Raw genomic sequence first — 17,779 nt, forward strand, 5'->3', positions numbered from 1 at the left:
AATCATAAGCAATACGGTTTCTCATTATTATACAAGAAACCGTATTGCTTTTTTGTGTTTTATTGGGATTATACGTATTATACGGTGGGCAAGAATAATTATAATGTAAAAGTCTTTATGAATTACCCAGTAAATACAGTATAATTATGTATTACATATAAACAGTTGATGTAGTACAAATTATGGAGGATACTTATGGAATTGAAAAAAGTTGAAATTCGCCCTTATAGCGATATAGATATGGCTAATTTTATAAGAATGTTTTGTAGCTATTTTAGAACTGATTTTAAGTATGATATATCCGATAAGAAGTCAGAGGAGTTATGCAATAAAATAGCAGATAGCGTTATGACAGGGGTTACAGCATTAGATATGTTAGCAGTTAATGGAGAATTAGTTGGTTTTATCAGCTATCAGGTTGATAGTCAAAAGAGTGATTGGTGTGAACGTGAGGGTTGGGGATTTATCAGAGAAATGTACATTAGTCATAACATGCGGAGAAAAGGGCTTGGGTCAATTTTAGTTGATCATGCAGAAATGATGCTTTACGACAAGGGTACTAAGCATATTTATCTTACTTCAGATGAAGCAGGTGAATTCTGGCGTTCCTGCGGATATACAGAAACCAAAAGCTTGAGTACTATCAATCATGACCCGATTTATGAAAAGTAAAATTATAATTCATCCATTAGGCTGAACTGTAATACAGAATAAAAATAATTAGTACCTTTACTTGCACTGTGGATGAAATAGGACTATAGTTAAGTTGCGACCTTACAGAATTAAGCAGCTTTTGGTATCAATAATGCTTAATATTATATTTTGTAAGATTACAAATTATAAGAAAGAAGGAGCAGCATAATGAGTGAAGAAAGAACGGTTGAGAAAATTCAGAAACTGACGGAAAAGAGAAAGACAGAAAAGGTTGAACAATTCCTTCACGATAAGGATGTAGAAGTTGTTAAAGCAGCGATAGCAGGGCTTGCCATTATTCGGGATGAAAAGTCGTTTAATCTGCTTAGCAAGTTGATAGATCATGAAAATCTAGAAATCAGGAAAGCAGCAATTGTTGCTTTTGCTAACACTGGAACAGAACAGGCCAGAAGTTTTTTACAGCTTCTTTTATCCAAGGAAACGGACGAGAGCGTAAAGGAAGTTACATCAAAAGCACTACGTGAATTTAAATTAAAATAGAACAGATGGGACACTTAATACTTTATTTGGGCTTATGAATAAAAATATAGTAAACCCCCTCTGCCAATTAGCAAGAATTCGCTTATTGGCAGAGGGGGTTATTATAACGGGAAAAATTAATGACAATGTTTTATTACTAAATACTTGACATATAAAATTAGGTAATATATTATCTATATAGGTAATGTGTTATCTATTTAAAAGGGCAACATAATAAGCTTTACCGCTTTGGTACGGAGCATTTTATTTCATTCATTTTTTATATGTACCAGAGTAATCAGATGGGAGAAAGATTGAGTAAACTTGAAGAAATGACGAATCAACAATATATTTTCGGAGCGCTTTTTGTAGTAGCTAACAGAGTGGATACCTTATTGGAAAGGGAATTCAAGAAATTTGATATTACAACGAAACAGTGGTTCTTATCTGTTGTGATTGATAACTTATTTGATTGTCCTCCTACGATCAAAGAAGCTGCAAGAGAGATGGGCAGTTCGCATCAGAATGTGAAACAAGTGGCATTAAAATTGGAGCAAAAGGGGTTGCTGGTTTTAGAAAAAGATGAGAAGGATTCACGTGCAACAAGGCTTAGGCTGGCAGAAAACAGCGTGGACTTCTGGAAGAGTTTAAGAGCAGAAAGTGCTGAATTTATGGGAGCATTGTTTAAAAATATCAGTGATGAGGAGAAGGCAGCAGCACGAAGCTTCCTAAAAAAAATGCTATCTAACATAGCAGAAATGGATAAAAATGAAGGGGGATATAAATATGACTGAAAGTAAGAAAGCAGACAGCGTAAAAGCAAAAAATGTAAACACAAAAAACATAAATACAAAAAACATAAATACAAAAAGCATAAACTCTAAAAACATTGAAATAAACAAAGATAAAGTACTTGTATATTTTACTATCCCAATTGTTGTTTTAATTATCCTTTGCAGTGGTATCGGTATCCTGAATCAGGATGTCTATGCTAAGGAAACGATAGACTGGATGTCACAGTGTCTTGGACAGGATATATCAAATCTGGTTTGTGTGGCTCCGATTCTTATAATATCTGCATTCCTGATAACAAAAGGTGTAAGAGGTGCTAAAATTATCTGGGCAGGTACGATGCTTACGAATATTTACTCCTATGTGATTTATGCCTTTGCTGTTCACTTTAACTTTCTGTTTCTCCTGTACTGCCTGATATTAGGGTTGTCTATCTATGCTGTGATTTATTTTTTCTCTCAATATATGAAAGAAGATTTCAGGGAATGGTATGAAAAAGGAGTTGCAACAAGGGCAGTGGGAAACTTCCTATTGATTGTAGGTATTTTATTTGTTCTCTTATGGCTTTCCCAATCACTTCCGTCTGCACTGGCAAATACAGTACCGGAAAGTATTCAGACCGATGGACTCCTTACTAATCCGGTTCATGCATTAGATTTTTCTTTTTATTTACCGCTAATGTTGGTCGCTGCGGTTAAGCTTAAAAAAAAGAAAGCCCTAGGATTCCTCCTTGCACCGATGATGTTGGTTTTTGCAGGGATAACTAGTGTAAATATTATATCATTAATGGTTGTTTCTGCTATTAAGACATCAGCGGATAATACACCGATGATAATTGCTTTTAGTATTCTTTTGATAATTTGCCTTGTATTTTTAAGATTAATACTAAAGAAACTTATAAAAGAGCGCATATAAGAATATAAAATGAGGCAAACAGACTTGATAGTTAAGTTCAGATAAGAATTTGTGACTTACTAACAGGGCTGTTTGCCTCATTTTATTTATTGAAAAGGGGTAAAAATCATGGTAACATGAAGATATTGGAAAATTGCCGCTAAGTGCTGGCAGGAATGGGGGAATTTATGAAGCGCTTCAAGTTTTTTTACGGTTGGTATATTGTAATCGGAGGATTTCTGATTATGGCAACCTGTTACACCATCTTTGTTAATTGCATAAGTCTTTTTCTTGTTCCTGTTACCACGGATTTAAATATTACAAGAGCGCAATTTAATCTGTGCTTAAGTATCAGCGCGGTAGTTGGTATTGTAGCTTCTCTTGTAGTCGGAAAATTATTGGATAAGTATAATGCAAGGCTTATCGGCTCTATCAGTATCGGAATTATTGTTCTGGACTTGGCAGGCTGGGCATTTGTAAGGCATTTATGGCAGATGTACATATTAGCTTTTATAACAGGTTTTTGCGTTCTGGCAGGAACGAGGCTCTTAATATCGGTACTTATTACAAATTGGTTTGACAGGAAGCGAGGACTAGCAGTTTCACTTGCATTGATGGGAAGCGGTTTCGGTGGTGTAGTTCTTAGTCCCATTATCAGCTGGATGATAATTAACAGTGGCTGGCATCGGACTTTTCTGCTACTTGCTGTCATTACGCTGATTGCAAGTATGCCCCTTACGATACTTACCTTTAGAAATCATCCTTACAGTATGGGGCTTAAGCCATATGGAGCAGATGAACCATCTGCGAAGAAAAATAATAAGACTGCAGATTCCCCTATACAAATTGACGTTGGTTTTAAACTTGTACGTAAATCCAGTGCATTCTGGATGCTGATGCTTGGTTTTGTCTTTATGGGGATGGTAAATGGTGGTGTTATCATCAACATCTCTGCCCAAATGACAGATGCAGGTCATTCTCCCGGGTTTGCCGCCATGATTCTGTCTGTTTATATGTCATCCGTAATTATCGGCAAGATTTCACTTGGTGCTGTTTATGACCGTTTTGGATTAATTGCAGGAACGGTGTTTGGGAGTATAACCACACTTCTTGGTGTTATTTCCCTGTTATTTTCCGCCTCTGCCATAGGTCCCTATGTGTTTGCGGTTACCTTCGGTTTTGGTACCTGCCTTGGTACCGTTGCACCACCTTTAATGGCGGTGAATGAATTTGGGAAAAAGGACATTGGTACTATAGTGGGAATCATTACTGCTTTTGAAATGATTGGAACAGCCATAGCGGCACCTGTGACCGGTGCGGTAGCTGACCATTATGGAACCTATTCGCCGGCTTGGGTGGCTCTTATTATCGTGACTCTTTTCATGCTTGTAACACTGGTGATTTCTGTTGTTCTGGCTAAAAAGTTTATACGCAGGCTGGAATCTTCCATAAGAAATCCAGAGGTTGCCTGAATCTAACTTTATTAATTTTTATATTAAATAAATTTGGAGGGGCTGTTGCAAAATTGCCATAATAAACTCTAAAACAGGACTGGGTGTATACTAATACATTTCGAGCAGCTAAATGTATTATTATACACCCAGTCCTTTTAAAAGAGTAAATTAGCTATTTTGCAACAGCCCCTTCTTTTTATAGAATGGACATATTCAGGACATATTACTATGGTATTTTATCTGTATCTTATTTTAATGCATAACAATCACAGGAGGATAAAATTCTTATATGATAACTGCCATTCGATATTTTATTAAAACCGACAGTATGAAAAAATCAGTAATTAAGATGACAAAGGAAGTGAAGGTAGTAAGATGAAGTTAGCCTGGAAGGAAATCAAATACAACTGGAAGAAGTATTTATTTATAGAGATACTTCTTGTTCTTATGATATTTATGGTAATGTTTTTGTCTGGTCTCGCAAATGGACTTGCAAGAGCGGTAAGTGCTGGTATTGAAAATATGAATGCCGCTAATTTTGTGTTAAGTTCTGATGCAGAGGATCTGATAACAGTTTCAAACATTAGTGAGGATACATTAACGCAGGTAAAAGAAGCTGCTGTCGGGCAAACAGCCACCCTGGATATCCAGAGAATGAATGTGAATATAAAAGGAAAAACAGAGAAACTGGATATAACCTATTTTGCAATTAATCCGGATGAGTTCTTAAATCCTGAAGTAATAAAAGGGGATAAACTAACAACGACAGCAAATACAATTGTTCTAGACCAGGCTTTTGAGGATAACGGTATAAAGACAGGCGACACCATAGTGGATTCTACTTCCGGTATTGAACTTACAGTAGCAGGCTTTACAAAGGATGCGATGTATGGACACACTCCGGTAGGTTTTATCAGTACAAATACTTATACGGATATCCGCACTTCAGTTAATCCAGGTTATGTTGCCGGATACCATGCTATCGCCCTGCAAAGTGATAATCTGGTAGGCAAAACCATTGATAAGGCAGAGGTTGTCAGTAAAGCTGAAATTGTATCTCACATCCCAGGCTATCAGGCAGAACAAACCACCATCAATATGATACTCTGGGTGCTGGTATTTATATCAGCTGCTATACTAGGAGTGTTTTTCTATATTCTTACTATACAAAAGTATAAGCAGTTTGGTGTAATGAAAGCAATCGGTATGAGAATGGGAGAAATCGCTAAAATGCAGTTTTCACAAGTATTGCTCCTAGCATGTTTTGGTATATTCTGCGGTAATGGGCTTGCTTTTGGAATGGCCGCCATGCTGCCAAAGTCTATGCCCTTTTATTTAAATGAGATAAATGCTCTTATCATATCGTTAGCTTTTGTAGCTATATCCCTGGTTTGCAGTCTGCTTTCAACCGCTAAGGTTGCAAAGGTTGACCCTGTCAAAATTATCGGAGGAAATGAGGAATAATTATGTATGCAATGGAATTAAATCATATAACAAAAGGATATCTGGACGGGGACAGAGAAAATCTTGTATTAAATGATATTTCTCTAAAAGTAAATAAGGGAGAGTTCATAGCAATTCTTGGCCCTTCCGGTTCCGGTAAAAGCACGCTTCTAACAATAGCAGGGATGTTGCTTTCTGCGGATAAAGGCAATATAATAATTAATGGCAGCAGCATGGACGAAATGAAACAAAAAGAATGGACAAAAATAAGAAGGGAAAAGCTTGGATTTATCTTTCAGAATCATCAGCTTCTTCCCTATCTGACAGCAGAAGAACAACTGATACTGGCTGCTGATATGAAACCTTTTAGCAGTAAAGAAGAGAGAAATAGTACAGTGGATGAGCTGTTAGCAGAACTTGGAATCAGCAGTTGCAAGAAAAAATATCCGAAACAGATGTCCGGTGGTGAAAAACAGAGAGTTGCTATCGCAAGAGCCTTTATAAACAGACCGGAGGTAATATTAGCAGATGAACCGACCGCAAGTCTGGATGGGACAAGAGGCCGTCAGATTGCTGAGATGATAAGACAGGAAGTAAAACACAGAAATACAGCAGCTATTATGGTGACACATGATGAGCGTATTCTGGATTTAGTGGACCGGGTATACCGGTTAGAACAAGGGAAGTTATTACTCTCAGCTTTGTAGTAGATATTGATGATTTTTTCAACATATGTTGAATGTAATTCTCAGTCGGTGTTGATGTATTGTAAAAAAGCAGTCTGTAAGAATATTTCAAGGGAATAATCAAGGGGAGGAAAGGAAATGTTTTCAATACTTGTTGTCGAAGATGATGAGACTCTAAATAAAATGATATGTGCAAAGCTGAAACAAGAAAATTTTAAAACGTTTCCCGCCTTTGACGGAGAAGATGCACTTAAGGTTATGGATAAAGAATACATTGATTTAATAATCTGCGATATCATGATGCCGAAAATGGATGGTTATGAGCTGACAAGAACCTTACGGAGTGCTTCTTACCAGTTACCGATATTAATGATAACCGCAAAAGATCAGATGGAAGACATGGAATGTGGTTTTAAGGCAGGAACAGACGATTATCTGGTGAAGCCGATTCGAATGAAAGAAATGATATTAAGAGTGAATGCACTGCTGCGCCGGGCGCAAATAGCCAATGACAAAAAAGTCGTTGTTGGAACGGCGGTGTTAGACTATAATGCTTTAACGGTTCGAATCAAAGATGAATATTTTGAGATGCCTCCAAAAGAATTCTATCTGCTGTTTAAGCTGTTAAGCAACCCGAATAAGATTTTTACCAGACTGGAGTTAATGGATGAAATCTGGGGAATGGATTCGGAGGCGGATGAAAGAGCGGTAGATTCCCATATCAAGAAATTAAGACGTAAGTTTGAGGATTATCCGGACTTTGAAATAATTACTGTAAGAGGTTTGGGATACAAGGCAAAATATTAAACCTGGAAGCCGAATGCTATACAGGGTCCGATGCAGATTATTAGGGGCTGTTGCAAAATAGCCAATTTACTATTTTGCAACAGCCCTTGGTAGGTTCTTATACGGTAAATTTGCTAACAGCACGCTTTAGTAATTCAGAATTAGAAACAGCAATTGACATCTGTTTTTGTACTTCATCCTGCATCGCTACAATCTGAACCATTCTTTCTGATATTTCCTGTGTTTCAGAAGCACCTGAATTTACTGTAATGGCCACTTCGTTGATTGCTTTTATAATGCCTTCAATTGTTGCAGATAATTCCTGGGAAGAAGCACTGAATTCCGTTATCATACTATCAACGAAGGCTCCGTCCTGTCCATAAGATTCTCCGGTGCTTACCAGAGCATCATAATCCTTTAAAACAGTTTCATCAAAGAATCCCAATATGGTCTTAGAAGCATTCGTAAGTTCAGTTACAGCTTGTAGGACTTCTCCGGTTACTTTTTGTATTTCATTGACGGTGCTTCCTGAATTCTCTGCCAGTTTTCGGATTTCTTCGGCAACAACGGAGAACCCCCTGCCGGCTTCTCCCGCTCTGGCAGCTTCAATAGCCGCATTTAGTGCAAGCAGATTAGTCTGCCCTGAGATTTCAAGTATAGCTTCAGACAAGGCGTCAATATGAGAGATGGTTTCTGATTTTTTAAGAGCAAGCTCCAGTGATTCTTTTGTGCCATAATAGATATTAGTTGCCTTATTCTTAGAGCTGATGGCGCTGTGCTTCAAAGCGGTTGCTTTAGTATTAATTTCATTAACAGACATGGAACCTTGCTGTGACCTTTCAGACATGTCTACGGCTGCTCTTTCAATGTCCGCAGAAGAGGCATTAATCTCTTCCGCAGCGGCGGCGGTTTCTTCCAAACCTGCTGAAAGTTCTTCAATAATAGAAGAGGATTCCTCTACATTTTTACTTAAAACAGTTAAATGGCTGGAAACTTGGTTGGCAGATTCAAAGACCATATCACTGCAGGTATTTACTTCAATAATGATTTCCCTGACATTTTGTATAAATTGGTTTACAGCATCTGAGAGGGAGCCCACTTCATCCTTGGATTTAATATCGATGTTTTTTGTAAGGTCTCCGCCTTGTGCCACTAAATCCTGTAATTTACGTTGTAATAGTGAGATCGGCCTTGTGAAAGAAAGTATTATCCAACCAGCCATTATTACACTGACTACAATAATTATGATAACAGAACCGATCATAAATTTGCTGGTAGAGGCATAAATTGCATCACCATTTGCACTTATCTGTTTTGCTTCTTTATCATCATTTGCTTTAAACTCCTGTATAATCGAAGCTATTTCATCGAAAGTACGCTTGCTCTCCCCCTTTATCTCATTCAAAGAACTGGATTTGTCATTTCCACGGCTGAGGGCAATAATTTTGTCATGCTCTGTGAGATAACTCTTCCAGTCCTTCATGAGTAGGTCTATTTTATCACTCTGCTCATAGGTTGTATATTGCTTAATACCATCCTGGATACTGTTCTTTAATGTATCCATTCTACCTTCCAATTCATCCATATCCGATGTTTCGGTCAGCATATGTTGATATTCGTGAGAACGGAATCTTGCTAAATCATAGTTGATATTATTAATACATTCCAGTTTTGGGATTACCTCTTCCGCTATAATTGTTGATGTTTGGTTTACCTTATTCAAAGAATAAACAGAAATACCACTGAGCAGTGCGATTGCTATAATTATTACGCTAAATGAAATAATTAATTTGTGTTTGATTTTCATAAATGTCTCTCTCCTTTATTATACCTCGCAAATTTTTAAAACTACTCCCCGAAAGATTATGAAATACTTCTGTAAATTCCTCCTTTGTATAATAATTAATTTATTAAGATATAGATATTTATAGATTAACTATACTATAGCATTCTCAAAATTTTCTCTAATAAATATCTAAAATCGACATAGAATTTTAATTCTTTCGACATATATCGGCAGTATCTTTACAATTTTTTAGCGCAGTGATATTCTGTTTACATCGTATATCTGATTTGATATCGCCAGATAATAAAGGTAAGCAAAAGGAAAGGAATCGAAAAATATGAAAGAATCAAAAGAAGTGAAGAAATCTTCGGAAGAATATGATAAACTAGCCATATTAGAAAATACAGCCGATTGCATCTGGGTATATTCACTGGCAGAGAATCGATTCCTTTATATTAGTCCTGCTATCTATACACAACGAGGCTTTACGGTAGAAGAAGCAATGAAAGAGACCTTGGAAAGTTCAATGACATCTGAAAGTATTCAGAAAATACTGAATGCTAGTAATAAATGCTTACCCAGATTTCTGGCGGGTGATCGGAGTGAAGAAGTTACGATAAATGTCAGTGATTTTGAAGTTTATTGCAAGGATGGAACCATTAAAAATATTGAGGTATCTACAAGACTGATTTTAAATGAGAATACAAGAAGTGTGGATATAATTGGTGTATCAAGAGATATTACCAGACGGAAGCAATATGAAAATGAACTATTGGAAAAATTAAGGAGTCTATCAGAAACAGAGGCTTCCTATAAAGTGAATGATATAGTAAAAATCCGTATTCAATTCTTTAAAAAATTCTCGGTTTATGGCCCGGGGAACGCTGTACCGATACGTTGGACAACTCTAAAAAATGAAGAACTACTTGCATTTTTATTAACCAGAACTCATAATTGTATAACGAAAGATGAAATTCTGGAAAGTCTTTGGCCGGAGGTTGAGTTCTACAAAGCCGGAGCGTATCTTCACAATACCCTGTATTCCATGAAGAAGGATCTGAAAAATGCAGGGATTTTTTTCGAAACAGTATTTAAAAATGGCTGTTATACTTACTATCTGGATGATTACTATTCAGATCTGCTGCATTTTAGTAAATTAATTCAGGATACTGTTCTGCCTTTCGATAGTGTTGATGATATAGCAAGAGCATCACTTGAGAAGATAGTAGAGTTGTATACGGGGGACTTTCTTGAAAAAAATGGTTATTTATGGGCACATTCAGATTGCAATTTTTATCGTACCAAGTTCAATTCAGCAGCATTAGCTCTTTCAAAATATTATTTTATGAAGAGAAATTATAATGCAGCAAAACGGGTTCTGTTAAAAATCCTGGAGGTTGATTACTCGGACGAATATACCCATGAACTGCTGTTGCAAGTATATCTGCAGGATAATGATTATATAGCCTTTCTTAGACATTATAACGAATTGAAAAATTATCTCCAGCGTGAGCTGCAGATAACTCCAAAAACTACTATACAAAATCTGTACAATCGTTTTTACCCTGTAGCCATGAAGATTACAGAGGAGAAGACTTCCTTTTTTTAAGTATGGAAATTCGATGAACAACCTACAGATATCAAATACTACCTTACTGTATGGAGCAAATACTTGGGAAGGAAAACGGATAATTAATGATGAAACATCACAAAAAGACAAAGAAAACCTACCGGATGTCATTGCGGCTTTATTTCTCACTGGTATCCATTACAACCCTATGCAGTGCTTGTGTATTTTCCTTGGTGCTGGTTTTGGCTGGTTTGAAACTATTCTACCATGGAGCCTTCACCCCACAGGCTGCTATTATTGTATGTCTCCTTATCTGTTTTCTTACAATGTTCTTTGGAGGTATTATGCTCTGGTTTGGAGCTATACATCTGACAAAGCCCATTGGAGAAATGACGGAAGCGGTAAAACGGGTAGCTAGCGGTGATTTTACAGCGCATATTAACAGGAGAGAACATAAGAATGGGGAATATGAATACACCAATGAGATAGATGAACTTGCCAGGAACTTTAATACAATGGCAGCAGAATTAAATGGAATGGATTATATGCGGAAGGATTTTATGAGTAATGTATCCCATGAAGTAAAGACACCGGTAGCAGCAATAACCGGATTTACGGAAATTCTGATGGATGGTGGTCTTAGTCCTGAAGAACAGCAGGAATATCTCCAATTAGTAAATAAGGAATCTCTCCGATTATCCCGCCTATGTGAAAATATGCTTCGTATGTCAAGGTTAGATTACCAGCAGATTGTTGTAAAAAGGGATAACGTTCGTGTGGATGAACAGATTCGTAAATGCATTATTATGCTGTCTGAAAAATGGCCGGATAAATATAGAAACTATGAAGTGGAGTGCGATAATCTTCTCGTGAAAAGTGATGCGGACCTTTTGATGCAGATATGGGTAAATCTTATAGATAATGCTATAAAATATTCAGGCGAAGGCAGCAGTATATGGATTAACGGCAAAATAGTAAGCGGACAACTATTGGTGACTATTAAGGATGAAGGGGAAGGAATCAGCCTTCAAAAGCTGCCAAAGATTTTTGAAAAATTCTATCAGTGCGAGGAATCTCATAAAAAGCAGGGGAATGGGCTTGGATTATCTATTGTAAAAAGAATCACGGAGTTGCTGGGTGGCAGTATCACTTGCATGAGCGAGGAGAATAAGGGAACTCTAATGGAGGTAAAAATACCTGTATAACCGTTAGATGGCTTGCTTAAACCTTAATATGACTTTGAGGATTGTATTAAGGGACATGCTGCTTGTTAATTATAAACATAAGAAAGGAAAATAATTAGAATGAATTCTGTATTTACCGGTGTTAGAGCCAAATGGTTACCCTTATATGAAGAGTTTCGTGGGGCGGCGGAAAAAAAATTGGGAGCTTTTAATGAATATGAGTCCTCCGGTTCAATTATATGGAAACATACTTCTAGCTTTGCTGAGTTCAATGCAAAAAAGGATTGTATGATTATAGGATTTGCTTCGGACAGTATCCATGAGGAATGGGGGCCAGCCAAAGTTATCAGAACCTCAAAGAACAGAGTTGCTCATTATTTTGAAGTTACAGATGATACTTTATTTTCCGAGTTAATCAGTTGGATTGCTGCTGCATATGAACTGACAATGTCAAATCGCAATTCAAGGAACAATACAAGCCCAGCCAAGGAAAAAACAGAATATCACAATTTTGAGGAGTATTTTGCCCTTTTTCCGGAAGATATTCAGGAAATCCTTGAGAAGATCCGCAAGTCTATAAGAGCAGCGGCTCCGGAAGCAATCGAGAAGATTAGCTGGCAGATGCCAACTTTCTGGCAGAAGGAGAATCTAATTCACTTTGCTGCTATGAAGAACCACATAGGTATATATCCGGGAGCGACAGGTGTACAAGTATTTGCCGATAAACTGACAGGTTATAAGACTTCAAAGGGGGCTATACAACTTCCATTATCTCAGCCTATCCCTTATGATTTAATTGAAGAGATTACAAGATTTCGAGTGAATGAAGCAACCAATGGTGTTGCGGATACAAGTCTTGACATCAGTGAGACAGTCCTTAAGGAAGAGTTATGTGAATTTGATGCAGTTATAAAGAAAGTTCCTGATATTGACGGAGCTTATGTTGAGATACCCTTTGATGTAAAAGAGAGATATGGAAAAGGAAGAGTTCCGGTACATGCCACCTTTGACGGAGAGCCTTATGACGGCAGTCTGGTTAAGATGAAGACTCCCTGCCATATCCTTGGAATACGCAAGGAGATTCGCGAAAAGATTGGTAAACAACCGGGAGATATGGTTAAAGTTACTCTGCAAGAGCGGAATACCAAAAAATAAATGAGCTTCTAAAAGACAAGAAGTTTAAAATAGACTAGAAATGAAGGTTTTATATTATTTATGAGAAAACTTGTTATCGGAATATTAGCCCACGTAGACGCAGGTAAGACAACCCTGTCCGAGGGGATACTGTATCTAAGCGGTAAAATCGGTAAGCTTGGGAGAGTAGATAAAAAGGATGCCTATTTGGATACCTATGAACTGGAAAAGGCTAGAGGGATAACTATTTTCTCTAAACAAGCAGTCTTTGAAACCGGTGATATTCAGGTTACTTTGCTGGATACCCCCGGACATGTGGATTTTTCCGCAGAGATGGAGAGGACACTCCAGGTACTGGATTATGCAATTCTGGTAGTAAGTGGTACAGACGGAATACAGGGACATACAAAAACCTTGTGGAAACTTTTAAAACAGTATCATATACCGGTTATTTTATTTATTAATAAAATGGATATGCAAGGCGCTAGCAAGAACAGCTTGATGAATGAATTAAAACAGCTGGATGATGGATGTATCGAATTTGAAGATACTTTGACAGAAACTTTTTTCGATCAGCTTGCCATGTGTGATGAAAAGATGCTGGAAGCCTATCTTGAAAGAGGAACAATCGAAACCGTTCTGATGAAAGAGGCTATACGAAACCGTAAAGTGTTTCCCTGTTACTTTGGCTCTGCCTTAAAACTGGAAGGAGTGGAGCAGTTGCTGCAAGGTATTGCCAGCTTCTCTGTCATACCCTCATATCCGGCAGAATTTGGAGCCAGAGTATTTAAAATTACAAGAGATGAACAGGGTAACCGTCTTACACACTTGAAGATTACCGGAGGAAGCCTAAAGATAAGAGACATCTTATCCAATGGTATATGGGAAGATAAAGTAAATCAAATACGTATATATTCCGGTCAAAAATATGAAACCGTAAATGAAGCTATTGCTGGATCAGTCTGTGCAGTAGTTGGGCTTAGCGGTACAAAGACGGGAGAAGGCTTAGGCATAGAAAGTGCAGTCCATGCACCTATCCTGGAACCGGTATTGTCCTATCAGGTTCTGCTCCCGGCAGGGTGCGATCCCAGGGCAATGCTGCCGAAATTGCGGCAATTAGAGGAAGAGGAACCGGAACTTCATATTGTATGGGAAGAAGAATTACAGGAAATACAGGCCCAGCTTATGGGTGAAGTACAGATAGAGATTCTATGCAGTCTCATAGAAACCCGTTTTGGAGTAAAAGTAGCCTTTGGCGAAGGAAAGATTGTCTATAAGGAAACCATTTCTGATATGGTAGAAGGGGTAGGGCATTTTGAACCATTGCGCCATTATGCGGAAGTTCATCTGTTGCTGGAACCAGGAGAGAGCGGAAGTGGTCTGATTTTTGAAACAAATTGCAGTGAGGATATCCTTGGAAAGAGCTGGCAGAGACTTATACTTACTCATCTGGAAGAGAAAGAGCATAGAGGGGTATTGACAGGTGCACCTATAACAGATATGAAAATCACATTGATTTCCGGCAGGGCACATAACAAACATACGGAAGGCGGGGACTTCAGAGAAGCTACCTACCGGGCGGTACGAAATGGGCTTAAACAGGCGAAGTCTGTACTATTAGAACCCTATTATTCTTTTCAACTGGAGCTGCCGGAGAAAATGGTCGGCAGGGCTATGGCAGACATTGAGAAGATGTGCGGAACCAGCGAATTGGCCCAGAATCATAATGGAATGGCACTTCTTACAGGCAGCGGGCCAGTAATTACCATGAGAAACTATCAGAAAGAAGTGGCGGCTTATACCCAGGGGCTTGGCAGATTGTTTTTGAGTCTGGAAGGATACGAGCCCTGCCATAACACAGAAGAGGTGCTTGAGATTATCGGTTATGATTCGGAAAGAGATATCATGAATCCGACCGGTTCGGTATTCTGTGCCCATGGTACAGGATTTTTGGTAGAATGGTACGATGTTAAGAAGTATATGCATGTAGAAGGATATCTAAAAGAGAAGTCTGTCGGTCAAAAAGAAAAGGCCGAGAGCAGGGCACCACAGGTGGAAGAACCATGGATATCCCTGGAAGAAATAGACAAGATTATTAATAATACCGCATACAGTAACCAGGGAAAGAAGTCCGGATGGAAAAGACCAAAGACAGCGTTGGAAAGCTACTATGAAAGTTTAGGTTCAGGAAACTCAAGCAGCGGTGGAAAACAGAAAGAAACCAGGGAAGAATATCTGCTGGTAGACGGTTATAATATTATCTTTGCATGGCCTGATTTAAAGGAACTGGCAGCACAGAATATGGATGGTGCCAGAATGAAGCTCATGGATGCTCTGTGTAATTACCAGGGGATTCGGGGAGGACAGATTATTGTTGTATTTGATGCTTATCTTGTGCAGGGACATATCGAAGAAGTCATAGACTACCACAATATCCATATGGTATTTACCAGAGAAGCCCAGACAGCAGACCAGTATATAGAGAAATTTGCCCATGACAACCAGAAAAAGTACAATATTGTAGTAGCTACCTCCGATGGCTTGCAGCAGGTGATAATCAGAGGAGCTGGTTGTGCTCTTTTGTCTGCCAGGGAATTGAAGGAGGATATGGATGCGGCAAGTGAAAGACTGCGTCAGGAATATACGGATTTACAGGAACATAAACGCAACCATCTGATTGACAACTTATCGAAAGATGCAAAGAAGCAGTTAAGTGAATTGATACATGAAGAAAAGGAGAAGTAAGCCAAAGAGGTTGCTTCTCCTTTTTACAATTTTAGAATTAATGGTAAAGATAGATATTTCCTAAGAAGTATTTTATGCATATAGTAAATTACCACCTAAAACAGCATTATCATACTTGAATTCTTAACTGCGCAATAATTTTCCAGCATGGTAATTTGATAGCCGTAAGATGATCCCTGTAAATAAGAGTAGTAACTGTACTAAAACAACCGTGTACCATACACCGTCAATACCAAAGAGTTTTGGAAGAAAAAAGGCTGCAAGGGGCAGCAGTACAATGGCTTCTCCATATACCATAACCGCAGAACTCCTGCTCTTCTTTATTGCATTAAAATATTCTGTAGTCACACGGGAAAAGGCATACAGCGGCAGGGAAAAGGCACATAAGGGGAGGGCTGTCTGTAAGACCTTTGCGGTTTCATGGGATACACCAAAGAAGCCGGCAATTTGATCTCGAAGCAGAATAATTATAATAGTTGCTAATATCCCCACAGTAAAAGCCATATAATAGGTCCATTTTCGAAAAGTTTTTACAGCTTTTTTATCTTTGGCACCATAATAAAAGCTGATAAGCGGTTGTGTTCCTTCTCCCACACCCTGTAAGAGAAGCTGTCCGATGCTTAAGACATAGGAGATAACTGCAAATGCTGCTATTGCTGTGGTTCCGCCGTAAGTAGCTGCCTGCCGGTTAATAATCAGTATTGTCAGAGAAGGAATAAAACAAAGGCCAAAGACAGGTGTACCTACCTTTATAATGCTTCCGATTACATCTTTCTTTGGAAGGTAACAGGAAGCCGGAATGCGGTTTTCTTTCTTGAACAGAATGAATAGGGCTGGTATGCAAGTGATAAGCTGACCTGCTAATGTAGCTAAGGCAGCCCCTCTTACACCAAGGCCAAGAACCATTACAAATACACCGCTAAGTATAGTATCAATCGTAAAATTCATCAACATCAAAGCCATTGCAAGCATCGGCTTGTTCTGATTGCGAAGCAGTGGTGTGACACCGGTAGCAAATACCTGAACGACAGCACCGGAAGAAAGAATCATTATATAATCGCTCCCTAATTTGAGAAGTTCACCCTCCGCACCCATAAGGCGAAGTAAAGGCTTTCCGAAAAGGAGTAAAAAAACGGTAATAAATATAGAGAATAGCATTAGTAATACCAGAGTGTTGCCAAAAGCTTTATCAGCTCTTTTTTTATCTCCTGCACCCATGTAATGGGAGATGTTCACGGAACCTCCCATACCGATACCGGTACCGATATCAAGAATCAGGGCTGCTAAAGGCCAAGCAACATTAATACTGCCAAGTCCCACATCACCTACTGTTCGTCCTACAAAAAAACCATCCACGCTGACATATATTCCCGTAACCAAAAAGGTTATCATAGAGGGCAGAATGTATTTCCAAAATTGCTTTTTCATCTGATACCTCCGGATTGTTTCTCGGATTTCTCAAGTGCTTCTTTTAAATTATGATAAAATGCAAAATTACCGTTCATCATGCCTTCCCTCTCTGCAGAACTCATCTGAAGAAAAGCTTCCTGTTCAAAATTAAGTAACTCCGTTAAAAGACTGGCAGCATATTGACCGCCTGCTTTTGTAAGCAGGATATTCTTGCTTCGTTTATCCTTTGCGGAGGTTTCTCGTACCAAATATCCCTTCTCTTCAAAAGAATCAAGAATCGTATTTATGGTCTGCTTTGGGAAAAGCAGTTTCTCACAAAGAAAACTTAAAGTACAATGTCCCGGATTTTCATAAATTAAGTACAATGTAAACAGAGAATTAATTGTAAGGTCGTGATGTTTGGCCCAATTCTCATAGATTGAATTGATACCCCAATAAACATCATAGTAATTTTTGATGTTCTGGAGGATATCATTATTAAGCATAGAATTACCTCCTTCTATATAGTCCGTAAACGGACTAATATGATTTTAACACATATTTTTATATTTTGCTATCTGTTTTCATACTTTTATCTTTATTCAGAAATACCTTCTAATACGAAGAATCAGAGACTTGATTTGATGTCAAAAACGTGCTAATCTGGTTATAATAACCAGATATGATGATATTGATATTACAGCATATATAATCACTTGAGAAATAGATGGAGATTGGATTAT

The 17,779-nt window shown here is 38.1% G+C and carries 15 protein-coding genes and 1 pseudogene; 13 read left to right on the top strand and 3 right to left on the bottom strand.

Annotated elements, in window-relative coordinates; genetic code table 11:
• Positions 1-195 precede the first annotated feature (195 nt).
• The 8 genes from bsdcttw_RS08905 (at position 196) to bsdcttw_RS08940 (ending at position 7,249) form a co-directional block, all read left to right on the top strand.
• Positions 196-672 (top strand): GNAT family N-acetyltransferase, encoded by a 477-nt coding sequence (locus bsdcttw_RS08905; protein WP_185259027.1) that lies wholly within the window; start codon positions 196-198, stop codon positions 670-672.
• A 189-nt stretch (positions 673-861) separates the two neighbouring features.
• The gene (locus tag bsdcttw_RS08910) at positions 862-1,194 is read left to right on the top strand and encodes a HEAT repeat domain-containing protein (protein WP_185259028.1); all 333 of its coding nucleotides are present in this window, start codon (positions 862-864) and stop codon (positions 1,192-1,194) included.
• 293 nt (positions 1,195-1,487) lie between these two features.
• Positions 1,488-1,967, top strand: coding sequence for a MarR family winged helix-turn-helix transcriptional regulator (locus tag bsdcttw_RS08915; RefSeq protein ID WP_185259029.1), 480 nt, complete (start codon positions 1,488-1,490; stop codon positions 1,965-1,967).
• Complete coding sequence (locus bsdcttw_RS08920; protein ID WP_225903820.1) at positions 1,960-2,880, top strand: hypothetical protein; 921 nt, start codon at positions 1,960-1,962, stop codon at positions 2,878-2,880. Before bsdcttw_RS08915 ends, bsdcttw_RS08920 begins: the two co-directional genes overlap by 8 nt.
• 167 nt (positions 2,881-3,047) lie before the next feature.
• Positions 3,048-4,331 (top strand): MFS transporter, encoded by a 1,284-nt coding sequence (locus bsdcttw_RS08925; protein WP_185259030.1) that lies wholly within the window; start codon positions 3,048-3,050, stop codon positions 4,329-4,331.
• Between the two features lie 357 nt (positions 4,332-4,688).
• Complete coding sequence (locus tag bsdcttw_RS08930) at positions 4,689-5,777, top strand: ABC transporter permease (protein ID WP_185259031.1); 1,089 nt, start codon at positions 4,689-4,691, stop codon at positions 5,775-5,777.
• Between the two features lie 2 nt (positions 5,778-5,779).
• A complete protein-coding gene (locus bsdcttw_RS08935) occupies positions 5,780-6,463 on the top strand; it encodes an ABC transporter ATP-binding protein (protein ID WP_225903821.1) in 684 nt (227 codons plus the stop codon).
• A 117-nt stretch (positions 6,464-6,580) separates the two neighbouring features.
• Complete coding sequence (locus bsdcttw_RS08940) at positions 6,581-7,249, top strand: response regulator transcription factor (RefSeq protein WP_185259032.1); 669 nt, start codon at positions 6,581-6,583, stop codon at positions 7,247-7,249.
• A gap of 97 nt (positions 7,250-7,346) precedes the next feature.
• Here the strand turns inward: bsdcttw_RS08940 and bsdcttw_RS08945 are convergent, their stop codons facing one another.
• Positions 7,347-9,035, bottom strand: a complete 1,689-nt coding sequence (locus bsdcttw_RS08945) for a methyl-accepting chemotaxis protein (protein WP_185259033.1) — start codon at positions 9,033-9,035, stop codon at positions 7,347-7,349.
• A gap of 316 nt (positions 9,036-9,351) precedes the next feature.
• Here bsdcttw_RS08945 and bsdcttw_RS08950 point away from each other — a divergent pair, with 316 nt between their 5' ends.
• From bsdcttw_RS08950 to bsdcttw_RS08970, 5 genes and pseudogenes are all read left to right on the top strand, one after another.
• The gene (locus bsdcttw_RS08950; protein WP_185259034.1) at positions 9,352-10,623 is read left to right on the top strand and encodes a PAS domain S-box protein; all 1,272 of its coding nucleotides are present in this window, start codon (positions 9,352-9,354) and stop codon (positions 10,621-10,623) included.
• A gap of 86 nt (positions 10,624-10,709) precedes the next feature.
• The gene (locus bsdcttw_RS08955) at positions 10,710-11,789 is read left to right on the top strand and encodes a HAMP domain-containing sensor histidine kinase (protein WP_225903822.1); all 1,080 of its coding nucleotides are present in this window, start codon (positions 10,710-10,712) and stop codon (positions 11,787-11,789) included.
• Positions 11,790-11,888: 99 nt separating this feature from the next.
• A pseudogene (locus tag bsdcttw_RS25330) lies at positions 11,889-12,578 on the top strand (DUF5655 domain-containing protein); the annotation flags it as partial.
• Positions 12,579-12,629: 51 nt separating this feature from the next.
• Positions 12,630-12,923 (top strand): DUF1905 domain-containing protein, encoded by a 294-nt coding sequence (locus bsdcttw_RS25390; protein ID WP_185259757.1) that lies wholly within the window; start codon positions 12,630-12,632, stop codon positions 12,921-12,923.
• Positions 12,924-12,983: 60 nt separating this feature from the next.
• On the top strand, positions 12,984-15,647 hold the full coding sequence (locus tag bsdcttw_RS08970) for a translation factor GTPase family protein (protein ID WP_185259035.1): 2,664 nt from the start codon (positions 12,984-12,986) through the stop codon (positions 15,645-15,647).
• Positions 15,648-15,770: 123 nt separating this feature from the next.
• Here the strand turns inward: bsdcttw_RS08970 and bsdcttw_RS08975 are convergent, their stop codons facing one another.
• Both bsdcttw_RS08975 and bsdcttw_RS08980 read right to left on the bottom strand, forming a co-directional pair.
• Positions 15,771-17,075 carry an MATE family efflux transporter gene (locus bsdcttw_RS08975; protein WP_185259036.1) on the bottom strand — a complete coding sequence of 435 codons (1,305 nt, stop codon included), beginning with the start codon at positions 17,073-17,075 and terminating at the stop codon, positions 15,771-15,773.
• Positions 17,072-17,542 carry a MarR family winged helix-turn-helix transcriptional regulator gene (locus bsdcttw_RS08980; protein WP_185259037.1) on the bottom strand — a complete coding sequence of 157 codons (471 nt, stop codon included), beginning with the start codon at positions 17,540-17,542 and terminating at the stop codon, positions 17,072-17,074. The genes bsdcttw_RS08975 and bsdcttw_RS08980 overlap by 4 nt, the downstream gene beginning before the upstream one ends.
• Positions 17,543-17,779: the final 237 nt, after the last annotated feature.

Source organism: Anaerocolumna chitinilytica (genome assembly GCF_014218355.1).
Classification (GTDB): Bacteria; Bacillota; Clostridia; order Lachnospirales; family Lachnospiraceae; genus Anaerocolumna; species Anaerocolumna chitinilytica.

Coding starts and splice junctions, on each gene's coding strand:
- bsdcttw_RS08905 (WP_185259027.1), top strand. CDS start 196: ATGGAATTGAAAAAAGTTGAAATTCGCCCTTATAGCGATATAGATATG.
- bsdcttw_RS08910 (WP_185259028.1), top strand. CDS start 862: ATGAGTGAAGAAAGAACGGTTGAGAAAATTCAGAAACTGACGGAAAAG.
- bsdcttw_RS08920 (WP_225903820.1), top strand. CDS start 1,960: ATGACTGAAAGTAAGAAAGCAGACAGCGTAAAAGCAAAAAATGTAAAC.
- bsdcttw_RS08925 (WP_185259030.1), top strand. CDS start 3,048: ATGAAGCGCTTCAAGTTTTTTTACGGTTGGTATATTGTAATCGGAGGA.
- bsdcttw_RS08930 (WP_185259031.1), top strand. CDS start 4,689: ATGAAGTTAGCCTGGAAGGAAATCAAATACAACTGGAAGAAGTATTTA.
- bsdcttw_RS08935 (WP_225903821.1), top strand. CDS start 5,780: ATGTATGCAATGGAATTAAATCATATAACAAAAGGATATCTGGACGGG.
- bsdcttw_RS08940 (WP_185259032.1), top strand. CDS start 6,581: ATGTTTTCAATACTTGTTGTCGAAGATGATGAGACTCTAAATAAAATG.
- bsdcttw_RS08945 (WP_185259033.1), bottom strand. CDS start 9,035: ATGAAAATCAAACACAAATTAATTATTTCATTTAGCGTAATAATTATA.
- bsdcttw_RS08950 (WP_185259034.1), top strand. CDS start 9,352: ATGAAAGAATCAAAAGAAGTGAAGAAATCTTCGGAAGAATATGATAAA.
- bsdcttw_RS08955 (WP_225903822.1), top strand. CDS start 10,710: ATGATGAAACATCACAAAAAGACAAAGAAAACCTACCGGATGTCATTG.
- bsdcttw_RS08970 (WP_185259035.1), top strand. CDS start 12,984: ATGAGAAAACTTGTTATCGGAATATTAGCCCACGTAGACGCAGGTAAG.
- bsdcttw_RS08975 (WP_185259036.1), bottom strand. CDS start 17,075: ATGAAAAAGCAATTTTGGAAATACATTCTGCCCTCTATGATAACCTTT.
- bsdcttw_RS08980 (WP_185259037.1), bottom strand. CDS start 17,542: ATGCTTAATAATGATATCCTCCAGAACATCAAAAATTACTATGATGTT.